13 protein-coding genes are annotated in these 15,318 nt (G+C 39.2%); 1 reads left to right on the top strand and 12 read right to left on the bottom strand.

All coding sequences use genetic code 11. The features are described from left to right. Positions 1–17: 17 nt before the first annotated feature. From F565_RS0100275 to fahA, 12 genes are all read right to left on the bottom strand, one after another. Positions 18–893, bottom strand: a complete 876-nt coding sequence (locus F565_RS0100275; protein ID WP_020211176.1) for a carbon-nitrogen hydrolase — start codon at positions 891–893, stop codon at positions 18–20. 149 nt (positions 894–1,042) lie between these two features. Next, a complete protein-coding gene (locus F565_RS0100270) occupies positions 1,043–2,089 on the bottom strand; it encodes a TlpA family protein disulfide reductase (protein WP_020211175.1) in 1,047 nt (348 codons plus the stop codon). 43 nt (positions 2,090–2,132) lie between these two features. After that, positions 2,133–3,413 (bottom strand): argininosuccinate lyase, encoded by a 1,281-nt coding sequence (gene argH, locus F565_RS0100265; protein WP_020211174.1) that lies wholly within the window; start codon positions 3,411–3,413, stop codon positions 2,133–2,135. Positions 3,414–3,432: 19 nt separating this feature from the next. Next, positions 3,433–4,560: a M20 family metallo-hydrolase gene (locus tag F565_RS0100260; protein WP_020211173.1), complete on the bottom strand. Its 1,128-nt coding sequence runs from the start codon at positions 4,558–4,560 to the stop codon at positions 3,433–3,435. A gap of 15 nt (positions 4,561–4,575) precedes the next feature. Beyond that, positions 4,576–5,358, bottom strand: coding sequence for an acetylglutamate kinase (argB, locus tag F565_RS0100255; protein WP_020211172.1), 783 nt, complete (start codon positions 5,356–5,358; stop codon positions 4,576–4,578). Continuing rightward, complete coding sequence (locus tag F565_RS0100250; RefSeq protein WP_020211171.1) at positions 5,351–6,298, bottom strand: N-acetylornithine carbamoyltransferase; 948 nt, start codon at positions 6,296–6,298, stop codon at positions 5,351–5,353. The genes argB and F565_RS0100250 overlap by 8 nt, the downstream gene beginning before the upstream one ends. A gap of 45 nt (positions 6,299–6,343) precedes the next feature. Continuing rightward, entirely contained in the window at positions 6,344–7,477 is a 1,134-nt protein-coding gene (locus tag F565_RS0100245; protein WP_026299785.1) for an aspartate aminotransferase family protein, read from the bottom strand. Positions 7,478–7,559: 82 nt separating this feature from the next. Next, the gene (gene argC / locus F565_RS0100240; protein WP_020211169.1) at positions 7,560–8,537 is read right to left on the bottom strand and encodes an N-acetyl-gamma-glutamyl-phosphate reductase; all 978 of its coding nucleotides are present in this window, start codon (positions 8,535–8,537) and stop codon (positions 7,560–7,562) included. Continuing rightward, entirely contained in the window at positions 8,530–9,726 is a 1,197-nt protein-coding gene (locus tag F565_RS0100235; RefSeq protein WP_020211168.1) for an argininosuccinate synthase, read from the bottom strand. Before F565_RS0100235 ends, argC begins: the two co-directional genes overlap by 8 nt. Continuing rightward, on the bottom strand, positions 9,719–10,354 hold the full coding sequence (locus tag F565_RS0100230; RefSeq protein WP_020211167.1) for a GNAT family N-acetyltransferase: 636 nt from the start codon (positions 10,352–10,354) through the stop codon (positions 9,719–9,721). The genes F565_RS0100235 and F565_RS0100230 overlap by 8 nt, the downstream gene beginning before the upstream one ends. Positions 10,355–10,852: 498 nt before the next feature. Further along, complete coding sequence (locus F565_RS0100225) at positions 10,853–12,091, bottom strand: MFS transporter (protein ID WP_020211166.1); 1,239 nt, start codon at positions 12,089–12,091, stop codon at positions 10,853–10,855. A gap of 296 nt (positions 12,092–12,387) precedes the next feature. After that, on the bottom strand, positions 12,388–13,674 hold the full coding sequence (gene fahA / locus F565_RS0100220) for a fumarylacetoacetase (RefSeq protein ID WP_020211165.1): 1,287 nt from the start codon (positions 13,672–13,674) through the stop codon (positions 12,388–12,390). A 108-nt stretch (positions 13,675–13,782) separates the two neighbouring features. On the opposite strand from fahA, the gene glyA reads away from it, so the two are divergent. Further along, positions 13,783–15,057: a serine hydroxymethyltransferase gene (gene glyA, locus F565_RS0100215; protein WP_020211164.1), complete on the top strand. Its 1,275-nt coding sequence runs from the start codon at positions 13,783–13,785 to the stop codon at positions 15,055–15,057. The last annotated feature ends 261 nt before the right edge of the window (positions 15,058–15,318 follow it).

Genomic DNA, 15,318 nt, shown 5'->3' with positions numbered 1-15,318 from the left:
TAAACTTCTAACAAAGATTAATCTCCGTCTAAATATCGTTTTGTAATAGGCTGGTAGCTGTCAATCCTTCGGTCGCGAAGGAATGGCCAGTGCGTGCGGTAATGGTCAGTAGCATTAGTATCTATATCAACAACAGTTGTTTCTTCGTTCTCATGAGATCCTAAGTATAGTAATTTACCTTGTGGGTTTGCCACAAAGCTGCCACCCCAAAATTTCATGTCGCCATCCTGCTCAAAGCCTACGCGGTTAACGCTAACAACGTGTACGCCATTTGCAACGGCATGCGAACGCTGAATGGTTTGCCAAGCATCATATTGTTCCTTGTTGGTATCTTCGTCCTGGCTTGTTGCCCAGCCAATAGCGGTAGGGTAGAACATAACCTCGGCCCCCATAAGTGCTGTGATGCGGCTTGCTTCAGGATACCACTGATCCCAGCAAATAAGCACACCAATCTTAGCAAATTTTGTTTGGAATACTTTATAACCCAGGTCGCCCGGGGTAAAATAGAATTTTTCGTAGAAAGCCGGATCATCCGGAATGTGCATTTTTCGGTACTTACCAAGATACGTACCATCTGCATCAAGCACAGCAGTAGTATTGTGATAAAGCCCCTCGGCACGTTTTTCAAAAAGCGAAGCAATTATTACAACGTTAAGCTCTTTGGCTACAGCACTAAGCGCTTCTGTAGAGGGACCGGGTATTGCCTCTGCCAGCTTAAAGTTCTCATAATCTTCTACATCACAAAAATATAAGGAAGTAAATAACTCCTGAAGGCATATAATGTTTGCGCCTTGTGCAGCAGCTTTACGAATTTCTTTAATTGCTTTATCCATGTTGGGCTGCTTGTCTTTAACACAGCTCATTTGTACCAATCCAATTTTTACTTTTCCCATGACAGTTACATAAAATTTAAGCCGCAAATTTACTAAAAAAAGTTGGTTTTTTAAGTACCTGCCTGTTACGCTTTTCTTAAATGATAATCAGGTTTTTGAGCACTTTACAATATATTTAATGTTGAGTCCATTGGCAAAACTGAGTACGTTTACTTATCGAGATAATCCTCAAATACATCTTTAACGTAGTTGTAACGTTTAGATGCAACTTCTCCTTTACTGTTTACAATTACATAAGTGGGATAAACATCAATCCCTAAACTATCAGATGGATTAGTTTTAAACGGAATCATTTCTTTATAATTCGTCCAGTTATAATTGTGCTTTTTAAGATAATTGTCCCAGCTTTTAAATGAGTTTTCTTTAGCAATACCCACAACTTCAATATTATGCTTTTTGAAATCATTAATACGCTGCTGTATAAGTTTATGATCGGCAGCACAAGGAAGGCATCTTACAAACCAAAAATCTATAAGATAAAGTTTGTCCTGTTTTACAATAGGCTTAATTGTATCGCCATTAGTATTAATTAGCGAGTATTCTGAAAGATTGAACTTTTTAGTAGTAAGTAACTGTTTTAACTGCGTGTAGACTGATGAATTTGAGTTTTTTATATCACTACTCTGCTTTTCAATTTTGCTAAGTAGGATTTTAAGATTCTTACTATTAGACCTATTATAACCTAAATAGTTCGCAGCAACAAGATTAGAAAATGAATCATTAAAATGTTCTTCAATTTTATTTAATAAATATTTATTCCGGGAAATACTATCATTATCAGTATCTAACGAATCCAGTTTTTTAATAAAAGAAAAGTACTCATAATAAATTAGAGAGTTGGCTACAGTATCAATTACTACTTTTTTATCTTTAAAATGTAGCTTTACTTTTGGGTTACCATTGTTAAGCCATAGTTCTTTATCATTAGTATACGGTTTGCCATTTAAATAAAATGCAATTATATATTGATGAGGCACATTTGTATCAAATTGTGCCGTAAATTGTGGCTGGTCAGGAAAAGATTTCCAATTTTTGTATTCAATATCAGTAACGATAATACTATCAGCTTTAGTATCAGAGGTAATTTCTACATCAATTTGAGTTCCATTATTTTCCGTAGATATTGATGATAATGTATCCTCTTTTTTACATGAGATGAAAAAAAATACCAATATAATTAATATAAAATTTTTCATAACTTAATACATTAAATGGTAAGGTGTTAAGTTATGAAAAAAACTACAAAACCTTCTCCATCTTGGCCACAATCTCATCAAGGCATAAATTATTTATACTGCCTTCATGGGTATGTTCAGTTGCCTTTGGCGATGTAAATGTGCCGTTATCCACCTGTTCTCCTACAATTTTGTAGGCATCCCTAAAGGGCACTCCGGCAGTAACCAGCTCATTAAGTTTGTCGACAGTAAACAGGTAGTCGTATTTTTTATCGTCGAGTATATGCTCGTTTACTTTGATTTCTTTAATCGAATAGACAGCCATTTCAAGGCATGACTTTAAGGTTTGCAACGCAGGAAATAATCCTTCTTTAAGTAATTGAAACTCCCTATGATAGCCGCTTGGCAGGTTATTGGTAATAAGGGTTAGCTCATACGGCAATGCCTGAATTTTATTGCATTTACCGCGAATAAGCTCGAAAATATCCGGATTTTTTTTGTGCGGCATAATGCTGCTGCCTGTTGTTAAATGCTGCGGCAGGCTTATGAAATTGAAATTCTGGCTCAGGTACAAACAAATATCCATTGACAGTTTAGATAATGTTCCTGCTACAGATGCCATTGCAAAAGCAGCTGTTTTCTCGGTCTTGCCACGGCTCATTTGTGCTGCAACCGAATTGTATTTTAATGTTGCAAACCCCATTTCCTGAGTTGTAAAAGTACGATCGATAGGGAAGGAGCTGCCATATCCCGCTGCCGATCCTAACGGGTTTTGATCAGCCACCGTAAGTGCTGCATTAAGCATTGTAACATCGTCTATCAGGCTCTCAGCATACGCCGAAAACCACATCCCAAACGATGATGGCATAGCGACCTGAAAATGCGTATATCCCGGTAACAGAATTTGTTGGTATTGCTTACTTAATGCAATAAGTAAATTGAATAATTCTTTTACCTGTGCTTTAATAGTTAACAATTCGGCCTTTACATAAAGATGAACATCAGTTAAAACCTGGTCATTACGGGAACGCGCTACGTGTATTTTTTTACCGGTATCGCCTAACTTTTCTATAAGCAGGTACTCTACTTTACTATGTACATCTTCAAAAGAATCTTCTATTGTGAAATTCCCGTTTTCAATGTCAACTAAAATATCCTGTAAAGCAATTATCAGATCATCAGCTTCCTGAGGGGTAAGCAATCCAGTTTTCCCAAGCATTTTAGCATGTGCCATAGAACCTATAACATCATACCTGGCCAGCACAAGGTCGAGTTCGCGGTCATTGCCCACAGTAAAGAGGTCGGTTTTTTTATCGGTAGGTATGCCTTTATCCCAGAGTTTCATTTAGTTGTAATTAGGTTGCCTATAAATTTTCAGGCTGTGTTACGGCTTGATGCACCGGTATTGTTTCTTGTTTCAGGAATTTAGAAAGTATCTCAATATACAATGCTACTCCTTCTTCAATTTCTTTGATATATATAAATTCATCAGCACTGTGCGAGCGGGGAGAGTAACCCGGCCCCAGTTTAAGCGACTGGCAGCTTAGTACCGACTGGTCAGACAATGTGGGTGAACCATAGGTTGTCCTGCCTAATTCTATACCTGCCAGTACAAGTGCATGCTCTTTAGGTATTGATGATGAGTTAAGGTGCAGCGATCTTGGTGTTACCTTTGCCTTACCGTCCAACTCATTTTTAATAATCTCCAGTACTTCCGGGTTGTTATAGCAATCATTTACACGAACGTCTACAACAAGCTGACATTCAGCAGGAACTACATTGTGTTGTTTACCGGCATGTATACCTGTAACGGTCATTTTCATAGGTCCTAAAACATCAGATACTTTCTCGAAACGGTAATCCCTAAACCATTCTATAACTTCTATTGCGTTGTAAATAGACACATTATCATTAGGGTGGGCAGCATGTCCCGGTGTACCTTCAACTATAACATCAAGCACTAAAAGCCCTTTTTCGGCAATGGCAAGCTGCATTTCTGTAGGTTCACCCACAATGGCGCAATCCAGTTCCGGTAAATGTTTTAATACGCTGTTCAATCCATTTTGCCCACTGCTTTCTTCCTCGGCAGATGCTACCATGACAAGGTTGTAAGCAAGGTTTTCAGCGTTATAAAAATGCGTAAATGTTGCTAATAAAGATACTAAGCAACCTCCTGCATCATTACTGCCCAAACCAAATAATTTTCCGTCTTTCTCAATAGGTTCAAACGGGTTTAAAGTGTAACCCTGGTTTGGTTTTACAGTATCGTGGTGCGAATTAAGCAATAAGGTAGGCTTAGCTTCATCAAAATGCTTATTAAACGCCCACAGGTTATTATTTTCCCTTTTAAAAGGGATAGTGTTATTAGTAAACCAGGCATTAATCAGCGCTGCCGTCTGATCTTCTTCAGATGAAAAAGAAGGCGTAGCAATTAGCTGTTTTAGCAGGTTTATAGCTTCTTGTGTTAAGGTATGTATTGTTTTGCCACTCATTCAGTTAATATTTGGTCAGGCAGTTACCAGTGTAAAAATGCTGTTATCTTTTTTCAGCATTTCCGGGCTTCCTATGCCAATTTGCGAAACCCCCTTATGCAGTGCATCAAAGCAATTTTCCAGTTTAGGCAACATGCCAGAATGGATAACTTTTTGCTCACACAGCTCCCGGTAGGCTTCAAAAGTAAGGTTTTTTATAACAGATTCCTCATTTTCGGAGTCCATGAGGACACCTTTTTTCTCGAAACAATACAATAAGTTTACATTAAAGTAATTACTGCACGCAACGGCAATAGTGCTGGCAATAGTATCGGCATTAGTGTTAAACAGCTGGCCTTTACCGTCATGCGTAATTGCACTAAAAACAGGAACCACATTTTGCAGCAGTAAAACCTGTATTAAATCGGCGTTAACTGCTACAACATCTCCTACAAAGCCAAAATCAACGGCGGCATTTTTTCTCTTTTCAGATAGTATAAGGTTACCATCGGCTCCTGTAAAGCCCATAGCGTTGTTTTGTAAAGCCTGTAACTTAGCGGTTATATCCTTATTTATTAATCCGGCATACGTCATTACAGCAACGTCAAGCATTGGTCTATCGGTAATGCGTCGGCCTTCATGAAAGATCGCTGTAATATCAAGGCTTTCGGCAATCTTGGTTGCTATTTTACCGCCACCATGTACCAGTATCTTAAAGCCTTCAAGTGCAGCAAAATCAACCAAAAAAGCTTGTAGCGCCGACTCGTTATCTATTACATTGCCGCCTATTTTTACTACCGAAAGCTGTGGTTTACTCATCCTTAAGTATTTTAGTTAGTATGGCCTGCGCAGCATAGGTACGATTATTTGCCTGCTGAATCACGATAGAAGCATCGCTATCTAATACTTCATCGGTAACAATCATGTTACGGCGCACGGGAAGGCAGTGCATAAATTTACCCTTGTTTGTCAGTGCCATTTTTTCGGTGGTCACTGTCCACAACGGATCTTTACTTGTAATTTGTCCGTAATCTATATAATTGCTCCAGTTTTTAGCATAAATAAAATCTGCATCTTTAAATGCTTCATCTTGGTTATGTGTAATAGTAACTCCCTCTGTAAATTCAGGATTCAATTCATAGCCTTCAGGGTGGGTAATTACAAAATCAACATCAGCCTTTTTCATCACTTTAACAAACGAATTAGGTACCGCGTGCGGCAACGCTTTAGGGTGCGGAGCCCATGTAAGTACCACTTTTGGCCTGGCTGTTGTTTTATATTCTTCAACGGTAAGTGCATCGGCTACTGCCTGTAAAGGATGCTCTGTAGAACCTTCAAGGCTTACTACCGGCACTGATGCATATTTTTTAAATGAATTTATAACCTGCTCTTCTTCATCTTTTTGCTTATCTGTAAGTGAAGGAAAGCTTCGCACCGCAATGATGTCGCAGTATTGCGATACCACCTGTGCTGCTTCCTTTATATGTTCGGCCTTATTGCCATCCATAATTACGCCATCTTCAAATTCCAACAGCCAGCCTTCGGTATTCAGGTTCATTACAATGGCATCCATCCCAAGGTTGAGCGCCGCCTTTTGTGTACTGAGCCTTGTCCTTAAACTTGGATTAAAAAACAATAACCCAAGGGTTTTGTTTTTACCAATTTCTTTATCAGCAAAAGGTGCCGCCTTAATGGCTTTAGCCAACGATACAAGTTCGTTAAGATCCTGAATATCATCAACAGAGGTGAAGTTTTTCATTTGTTGTTTTGGTTAACCTAACCTTATGTTTAATTAATAAAACAGTTATAAATCTTTTAATACATTTTTTAACCCGGCAAAAAATACATCCACATCTTCTCTTGTTATAGAAAGGGGAGGCAATATACGCAGCAGATTTTTTTGAGAGGCATTACCTGTAAAAATAAATTCCTCATATATAAGCTTTTTTCGAAGCTCTGTCACATCAAAGTCAAATTCGAGCCCCAACATTAAGCCGCGGCCTTTTATATTTTTAACTTGGGGTATCTGTACTGCAAGTTCTTTAAAATAGGCGCTTATGGTATTTACATTTTCGATCAGGTTTTCTTTTTCGATAATCTCTAAAACAGATAATGCTGCTGCCGAAGCAAGATGGTTACCACCAAAGGTTGTTCCTAATAAACCGTAAGACGCTGTAAATTTGGGAGATATTAGTATGCCACCAATAGGAAAGCCATTGCCCATACCTTTAGCAAGTGTTATAATGTCTGGCTTAATGTCATGGTGCTGGTGCGCAAAGAATTTTCCCGAACGCCCGTAACCGCTTTGTATTTCATCTAATATCAATACAACACCATTAGCTTCGCAGGCTTTGGCCACAGCCTGAAAAAATTCAGTTGTTCCCTGGTCTAATCCGCCTACGCCCTGTATGCCTTCTATAATTACGATACAAACATCACCTTTAGTAATCTCTGCATTTAATGCATCGATGTCATTTAAAGGAAGAAAAACCACTTCATGGCCTGCGTTTATAGGTGCAACAATTGATGGATTATCGGTAGCTGCTACAGCCGCAGATGTACGTCCGTGAAATGCTTTTTTAAATGCAATTACCTTTTTCTTTCCATTATGGAATGATGCGAGCTTAAGTGCATTTTCGTTAGCCTCTGCTCCCGAATTGCATAAAAATAATGTATAATCAGGATAGCCGGAAAACTGTGTAAGTTTTACACCAAGGGCTTCCTGCAATGGGTTTTGTATGGAGTTAGAATAAAATCCTATTTTACCAACCTGCTCTGTAATTGCCTTAACATAGTCGGGGTGGGAGTGACCGGCAGAAATCACTCCATGGCCTCCGTAAAAATCGAGGTATTCCTGGCCTTTATCGTCCCATACTTTTGCGCCCAGTGCCTTAACCGGGGTAATATTGTATATGGGGTATACATTGAATAAACTCATTGTATTTGTTTTTAGGTTTTGCTCAACCTGCAAGGTCTCCAAGACCTTGTAGGTTTAAATTAGTTTACGTAACTGCAGGGAATTAAAATCCCGCAGCTTTCAGTTTTAATCCTGTTGTTTCTTCCAGCCCGAACATCAGGTTCATATTCTCAATTGCCTGCCCGCTTGCACCTTTAACAAGGTTATCTATTACTGATGTTATTAGTAAATAATTACCCTTTTGTTCAAGGCTTATAAAACAATTGTTAGTTTGTATAGCAAGCTTAAGACTAATATTATCTGTAGTTACTTTTACAAAAGGCTCACCATCATAATACTCTTTATACAGTTCTACAACTTGATTAAAATCAGCTGGCAGTTTGGTATAAAGTGTTGCAAAAATACCACGTGTAAAATCGCCACGGTTAGGAATGAACAATATCTCTTCGTTAAATCCTTGTTGCGTTAACTGCAAACTCTGGATGATCTCACCCAAATGCTGGTGCTCGAATGCTTTATAATGCGACATATTATTTGTACGCCACGGGTGATGGGAAGTAGGCGAAGGCATAACCCCGGCACCGGTACTGCCCGTTGTTGCGTTTATATGCACAGTATCAATAAGCAGGCTATTTTTTGCCAGTGGCAATAATGCTAATTGTATTGCTGTGGCAAAGCATCCCGGATTTGCAATATATTGTGCCGATTTTATAACTTCACGATTCATTTCCGGCAATCCGTATACAAAGGTTTTACCATTAAAGGCAGCATCTTTTGCAAGGCGAAAGTCATTACCGAGATCAATTATTCTGGCATTTGCCGAAAAAGGATGTTCCTGTAAAAATGATATCGATTTACCATGGCCTAAACAAAGGAACACTACATCAACATCAGGCTTAACTGTATCGGTAAAGTTCAATTCCAGACTACCATATAGATCATCGTGTACAGAAGCTACCGGGCTACCGGCATTGGTGGTGCTGTACACAAAATCGATAGTAGACTGCGGGTGGTTTACCAGTAAGCGTAGTAATTCGCCTGCAGTGTATCCCGATCCGCCAATGATGCCAATGTTAATCATATTTTTCGTTGTTAACCTGAGCGTAAATATTCTGGGCATTGCCCACTATTTTAATAAAGCCTTTGGCATCATCTGCTGTCCAGGCATTATTCACTTCGCCATACTGTCCAAATCCGGTATTCATTAAATCGTGTGCCGATTCAATTCCGTCAAGCGTAAAGTGGTATGGTTTAAGGGTAACAGTTACTGTTCCGGTAACGGTTTTCTGGGTATCCTCAAGAAACGTCTCTATGTTGCGCATAACGGGGTCAAGGTATTGCCCTTCATGAAACAGCATACCGTACCAGTTGCCCAATTGTTCTTTCCAGTATTGCTGCCACTTGCCTAACGTATGTTTTTCAAGCAGGTGGTGCGCTTTAATGGTTATTAGCGGAGCAGCAGCTTCAAAACCTACACGGCCTTTAATGCCTATAATAGTATCACCCACGTGAATATCACGGCCTATGGCATACGCCGAAGCCAGTTTTTCCAGTTTCTGGATATTTGCCGAAGGCTTTTCAAATTGATCATCCAAACCTATAAGTTCTCCTTTTTCAAAATGAAGCGTAACTTTACTTTCTTTTATTTTTAATAATTGAGATGGGTAAGCACTCTCCGGTAATGGCTGCGAAGATGTAAGCGTTTCTTTACCACCCACGCTCGTTCCCCAAATACCTTTATTGATAGAGTATTGTGCCTTTTCCCATGAATATTCCACTCCATTTTTTTGAAGGTATTCTACTTCCTGCTGGCGTGTTAGCTTTAGGTCGCGAATAGGGGTAATGATCTGCATTTCCGGAGCAATGGTCTGGAAAACAAGATCAAAACGAATCTGGTCGTTACCTGCTCCTGTGCTACCGTGGGCAATAGCATCGGCACCTACGTTTTTTGCATAGCGTACTGTTTCTAAAGCCTGGAAAACCCTCTCGGCACTTACAGATAGCGGATAGGTATTATTTTTAAGTACGTTACCATAAACTAAATATTTAATGGCTTTGTCGTAGTACTTGTCTATTATGTCAAGGTTAACGTGGTGGGCGCTGCCCAGCTCGTACGCGCGTTTTTCTATAGCTGTAAGTTCAGCTTCATCAAAACCGCCGGTGTTTATAAGTATGGTATGTACTTCATACCCCAAATCGTTTTTAAGATACTTTAGGCAATAAGACGTATCTAATCCGCCGCTGTATGCCAAAACTAATTTTTTACTCATGGTCTTTGTCTTTTTTAAGAAATAGTGCCTGCTTGATGCTTTTTAACCTTGCCAGCACTTTTTTGTTAAAGGTATATTGATCTTCTTCTTCGTTTTTCTTCTCTGCAGGATCATATAACATGCCGGTACACAAGCACATTTTATAATCTTTACGTTGCAGGATATCAAAATTATTACAGCCGCTGCAGCCTTTCCAAAAGGTAGGGTCGTCTGTAAGTTCGCTAAAGGGTACAGGTTTATATCCTAAATCGGAGTTTATTTTCATAACCGCAAGGCCGGTGGTAATACCAAATATTTTGGCACCCGGATATTTTTCCTGCGAATATTCAAAAACCCTTGTTTTGATTTTTTTGGCTAAACCATGATTACGATAATCAGGGTGTACAATAAGTCCGGAATTAGCGACATACTTACCGTGCGACCAGCTTTCTATATAGCAAAAGCCAGCAAACTTACCATCGGCAACTGCAATGATGGCATCACTGCCTTCCATTTTTTTAACAATGTATTCAGGCGAACGTTTGGCAATACCCGTACCGCGCTGTATAGCACTTGCGTACATGGTGTCGCAAATTTCCTGGGCAAACTTGTAGTGCTCCTCTCGGGCTATTACAATAGATATATTCATTTCGGGGAAAAAGAAATAAATGATGTATAAATAGGGAAACTAATTGTGGTGTAATAAACAGGACGGACCCATTCTTAAAATATAAGTATACCTTACGGCCTGAGACGCATCGGGCTCGGGAAAGAGTTAAGGTTGCTTATAAAACCATGGTCTGTGAGAGAAGACCCTATAAAAAAAACAGGTTGTGTTTTCAATGTAATAAAAAATAAAAGTGAAAATTCTGGCTAAAAACTTTTGCGGCATTATTATAGCCGCACCATCCGGCAAATTACCGGGGTGTTAGTGCGCGACATAGCATTACTATGTAATTCATTTTTATTCATGGTTGCAAATGTAAATCATTTATAAAAAACATTACAGGTTTTTCGGTAAAAAAAATAAATTTCACGAATAAACCCCTAAAAGTTAAATACCAACTACTAACTTATTGCCATATAAAGCAAAAAACGCACCACAAAATAGGGGTGCGTATTATATTAAGGTAAAATTATTTTAAAGCTATACTTTCTTTTTAGAGCCGGTTTCCTTTAAAAAAAAGCAGATAACCATGGCTAATGCTATTCCTATAACCCAAAACATTCCCGCCGAACGAAAATGCCCTTCATTATCGGTAGTGGTAGAAAGGTCTTTGCCATACATATAATTAAAGAGCGGGCCTAATAATGATGTAACTCCAAATGTTAGAAAATTAATGGTTCCCGTTGCGCTGCCTTTAACTTTATCAGGGTTTGCCTCTTTAATTATAGAGTAGGGTATCATTGCTGCGCCAGATGCAACGCCCATTATAAACATTGTAATGTAGGGTGCCATGAGATTTGGTAAATAAATTAGTTGCAACAAACTGATTATCATAACCGATGCCCCACCTATAACCACAGGTTTCCTACGTCCAATTTTGTCGGCAAGCCAACCGAGTAACGGGCAGCCTACAGCCCAGCCTAAAGGGACTATGGCACAGGTTAGTGTTGCATTACTAAAATCTAAATGCCTGCCCGTCTGGAAAAAAGCCACACCCCAGGTCATTGCAAAAATTGTAGTAGGGGCAAAGAGCAATCCTGAGACTAATCCCGAAAGGTAACTTTGCGGGTTCGAGAATACTATTTTATAGGGTGCCAGTAAGCTTTGTCGCTGCACGTTAGCGTCTATTGTGATTTTTTCCTGTGGAATAATATAAACGATAAATGCACCTATGATAAATGAAAATACTCCTAAAATAATCCAGAAATGGGCTAATGAAAGGCCATTTTGTAATAGAGGGGCTGCTAAAAATTGCCCTGCAGAGCCACCGAGCATGCCCAAACTTTGTGTTGCGCCAATGGCTGTAGCTAACTTGCTTGCCGAAAATGCCCTTACAGCAATATACACACAGGCAGGAAATGCCATTGCCGACCCCGCGCCTTGCAGCAACCTGCTAATGTAACCGGGATAATAACCTGCAAACGTAAACAGCAGGCAGCCTAAGCCTAAAACTATGGCGCCGCCAAAGAGCGGGTATTTAGCCCCAGCCTTGTCCAGAGCCATACCGGCGGCAAGGCTGGTAATAGAATAGGTAATGTAGTAAGCTCCAATAATAGTGCTTACACCACTGGCTGATGTGGAGAATGCCTCCCTAAGTTGTGGTATCATAATACTGGGGGCAGAGCGTACCGCATATTCGAGAAAGTAAAAAAGCAGGCCAAGTATCCAGGCAATTACAAAAGGATTAATGCCCTTTTTAGGAGATATATCAGAATTCATTACAATTATTGTTTCAAAGTGAAACAATAAAGTTACGAACTGCTTTTTACACAATAACCATAAAAGTAAACTATAAGAAATTTAATAAGAATATGCTAAAATTATAGTAATATAAATATGGGGTGCGAAATTTTAAAGTAAAATTTTTAACCTCATATTCTGTTGAAATGATTTTATGCAGAATTAACATCTACTTTAAGTGGTTGATAAATAGAAAGACACGAATTTCACAAATTCTCACAAATTTAATTCATGCTAATTAGTAAAATTCGTGTCTGAAGTATTATTAGTAAATACTATTTATGTTTAATAAAGGGAGGGAGAAGCTTACTACAAACTTCGCCAAAGCCTATACGTATAGTATCGTTCTCACAATGGCCGCGCATAATAACGGTATCGCCATCATTAATAAATTTACGTTCGCTGCCGTCATTAAGTTTTACAGGGTTTTTACCGCCCCAGCTTAGTTCCAGCATCGACCCAAAACTATCCGGCGTAGGTCCGGATATTGTTCCGCTGCCCATAAGGTCGCCACTATTAATACGGCAGCCATTTATGGTATGGTGTGCAAGCTGCTGGCTCATACTCCAGTACATGTACTTAAAGTTAGAGTTGCTAACTATGGTTTCTTCACTATCTTCAGGCTCTATAGCTACCTGAAGTTTAATATCAAATGCGTGCTCGCCCTGTTGTTGTAAATATTCCATAGGCTGTGGGTCCTGCTCCGGCCCCTTAGTACGGAAAGGTTCCAAAGCATCAAGCGTAACAATCCATGGCGACATAGACGATGCAAAATTTTTGGCTAAGAATGGCCCAAGCGGCACGTATTCCCATTTCTGGATGTCGCGCGCACTCCAGTCGTTAAATAACACAAGCCCAAAAATATGCTCTTCGGCTTCCTCCACAGGAATGGTTTCGCCCATTACATTGGCATCGGTAGTAATAAAAGCCATTTCAAGCTCAAAATCTACCAGTTTAGACGGACCAAAAACGGGTTTGCTCTCACCATTTGGTAACGTTTGTCCTAATGGCCTGTGTACCGGTATACCCGAAGGTACAATGGTAGACGACCTGCCATGATACCCCACAGGCAAATGCAGCCAGTTAGGCAGCAAAGCATTTTCAGGATCACGAAACATCATCCCTACATTTGTAGCATGTTCTTTACTACTGTAAAAATCGGTATAATCACCTATAAGTACAGGCAATTGCATTTCTACATCTTCTATATTAAAAATAACAACTTCCCTGTGGGCTTCATTATCTTTTAATTTTGCATTGTTAATATCAAATAATTCAGCAATTCGGTTACGCACAAGTCGCCATGTTTTCTTACCATCTGATATAAAATCGTTTAGCGTATCCTGCATAAACATATCATCGGTAAGTTCTATACCTTCAAAATAATTAAGTTGCTGCAAAGCGCCAAGATCTATAGCGTTGTCGCCTATGCGTGTACCTATAGTTACTACATCATCTTTAGTTATAAACACACCAAAAGGAATGTTTTGTATGGGGAAATCGCTGTCTTTAGGTACATTAAGCCAGGATTTTCTATTAGGGTTGTTTGCTATTAGCGGCATAGTTGTATGTGTGTTTCTTGCTTTATTGCGTTATCAAATATAGTTGCATATCTCGTTTTAACAAACGTTTTTTGTATTTTTGTCGGCAAATTAACGAAAAATTATACAATGCAACGCGACGAACAAATTTTCGACCTTATTCTTGAAGAGCAGGACAGGCAGATACACGGCCTGGAACTAATTGCATCTGAAAACTTTGTAAGCGACCAGGTAATGGAAGCTGCAGGATCTGTGCTAACTAATAAATATGCCGAGGGATACCCGGGCAAAAGATATTATGGTGGATGCGAAGTAGTAGATGTTGTAGAGCAAATAGCTATAGACAGGGCAAAAGCACTGTTCGGCGCAGAGTATGCTAACGTACAGCCACACTCAGGTTCTCAGGCTAATGCATCGGTATTTCATGCTTTTATTAAGCCGGGTGATAAAATTTTAGGTTTCGACCTTTCCCACGGTGGCCATTTAACACACGGTTCTCCCGTAAACTTTTCAGGAAAACTATATGTTCCTGTATTTTATGGCGTTGAAAAGGAAACAGGTCGTTTAAACTATGATAAGATACAGGAAATTGCTGAAAGAGAAAAACCAAAACTAATTATTGCAGGTGCCTCGGCATACTCACGTGATATGGATTTTGAGCGTTTTCGTCAAATAGCTGACAGCGTGGGCGCATTTTTATTTGCCGATATTGCACACCCTGCAGGGCTTATTGCTAAAGGCTTAATGAACGACCCTTTACCTCATTGCCATGTAGTTACTACTACAACTCATAAAACCCTGAGAGGGCCAAGGGGAGGGCTTATATTAATGGGTAAAGACTTTGAAAACCCATTTGGTCTTACGACTCCTAAAGGAGAAATAAGAATGATGTCTTCTTTATTAGACCTTGCTGTTTTCCCAGGTAACCAGGGTGGGCCTTTAGAGCACATTATTGCTGCTAAGGCTGTTGCTTTTGGCGAAGCATTATCTGATGAGTTCTTTACATACGCAAGGCAGGTACAAAAAAATGCCAAAGTTATGGCCGAAGCTTTTGTTAAAAGAGGTTATGATATTATATCTGGAGGTACTGATAACCACATGATGCTTATCGACCTTAGAAACAAAAACATCTCTGGTAAAGATGCCGAAAATGCCCTTGTAAAAGCTGAAATTACTGTAAACAAGAATATGGTTCCGTTTGATGATAAATCTCCGTTTGTAACATCGGGTATCCGTATTGGTACGGCTGCTATAACTACACGCGGACTTGTTGAAGCTGATATGGAAACTATTGTTAATCTTATAGACAGAGTTATTACAAACCATACTGATGAGGCTGTTCTTGAAGAAGTGGCTGATGAAGTGAATGAGATGATGAGCGAAAGGCCAATATTTGTTTATTAATATTGACCTGCTTATATTATGTTAGAATCCCTCGTAAGAGGGATTTTTTATGTTTGCTAATCAAAGGTACATCTGCGACGTTGAATATCTATAAAGAGAATCTGCAAAGATGATACTCCATATGTCAATAATAAGTTAAGGAAAATTTTTAAGGAGTAATACAGATTTTAATTTTTGAAGAAATTAAAATTACAAACCTATATAAAAAAGCAAAGACCCGATGGTGGAAGCCCCCGGGTCTTAAATACTAAAAACCCATAA

The organism is Flavobacterium rivuli WB 3.3-2 = DSM 21788 (assembly GCF_000378485.1).
Taxonomy (GTDB): Bacteria; Bacteroidota; Bacteroidia; order Flavobacteriales; family Flavobacteriaceae; genus Flavobacterium; species Flavobacterium rivuli.
This window is presented reverse-complemented; position numbering and strand designations above follow the sequence as displayed.

Excerpts from the sequence above, each read along its gene's own strand:
- argB (WP_020211172.1), bottom strand. The coding sequence starts at position 5,358 with ATGAGTAAACCACAGCTTTCGGTAGTAAAAATAGGCGGCAATGTAATA.
- glyA (WP_020211164.1), top strand. The coding sequence starts at position 13,783 with ATGCAACGCGACGAACAAATTTTCGACCTTATTCTTGAAGAGCAGGAC.
- F565_RS0100245 (WP_026299785.1), bottom strand. The coding sequence starts at position 7,477 with ATGAGTTTATTCAATGTATACCCCATATACAATATTACCCCGGTTAAG.
- argH (WP_020211174.1), bottom strand. The coding sequence starts at position 3,413 with ATGAAACTCTGGGATAAAGGCATACCTACCGATAAAAAAACCGACCTC.
- F565_RS0100235 (WP_020211168.1), bottom strand. The coding sequence starts at position 9,726 with ATGAGTAAAAAATTAGTTTTGGCATACAGCGGCGGATTAGATACGTCT.
- argC (WP_020211169.1), bottom strand. The coding sequence starts at position 8,537 with ATGATTAACATTGGCATCATTGGCGGATCGGGATACACTGCAGGCGAA.
- F565_RS0100230 (WP_020211167.1), bottom strand. The coding sequence starts at position 10,354 with ATGAATATATCTATTGTAATAGCCCGAGAGGAGCACTACAAGTTTGCC.
- F565_RS0100260 (WP_020211173.1), bottom strand. The coding sequence starts at position 4,560 with ATGAGTGGCAAAACAATACATACCTTAACACAAGAAGCTATAAACCTG.
- F565_RS0100275 (WP_020211176.1), bottom strand. The coding sequence starts at position 893 with ATGGGAAAAGTAAAAATTGGATTGGTACAAATGAGCTGTGTTAAAGAC.
- F565_RS0100250 (WP_020211171.1), bottom strand. The coding sequence starts at position 6,298 with ATGAAAAACTTCACCTCTGTTGATGATATTCAGGATCTTAACGAACTT.
- F565_RS0100225 (WP_020211166.1), bottom strand. The coding sequence starts at position 12,091 with ATGAATTCTGATATATCTCCTAAAAAGGGCATTAATCCTTTTGTAATT.
- F565_RS0100270 (WP_020211175.1), bottom strand. The coding sequence starts at position 2,089 with ATGAAAAATTTTATATTAATTATATTGGTATTTTTTTTCATCTCATGT.
- fahA (WP_020211165.1), bottom strand. The coding sequence starts at position 13,674 with ATGCCGCTAATAGCAAACAACCCTAATAGAAAATCCTGGCTTAATGTA.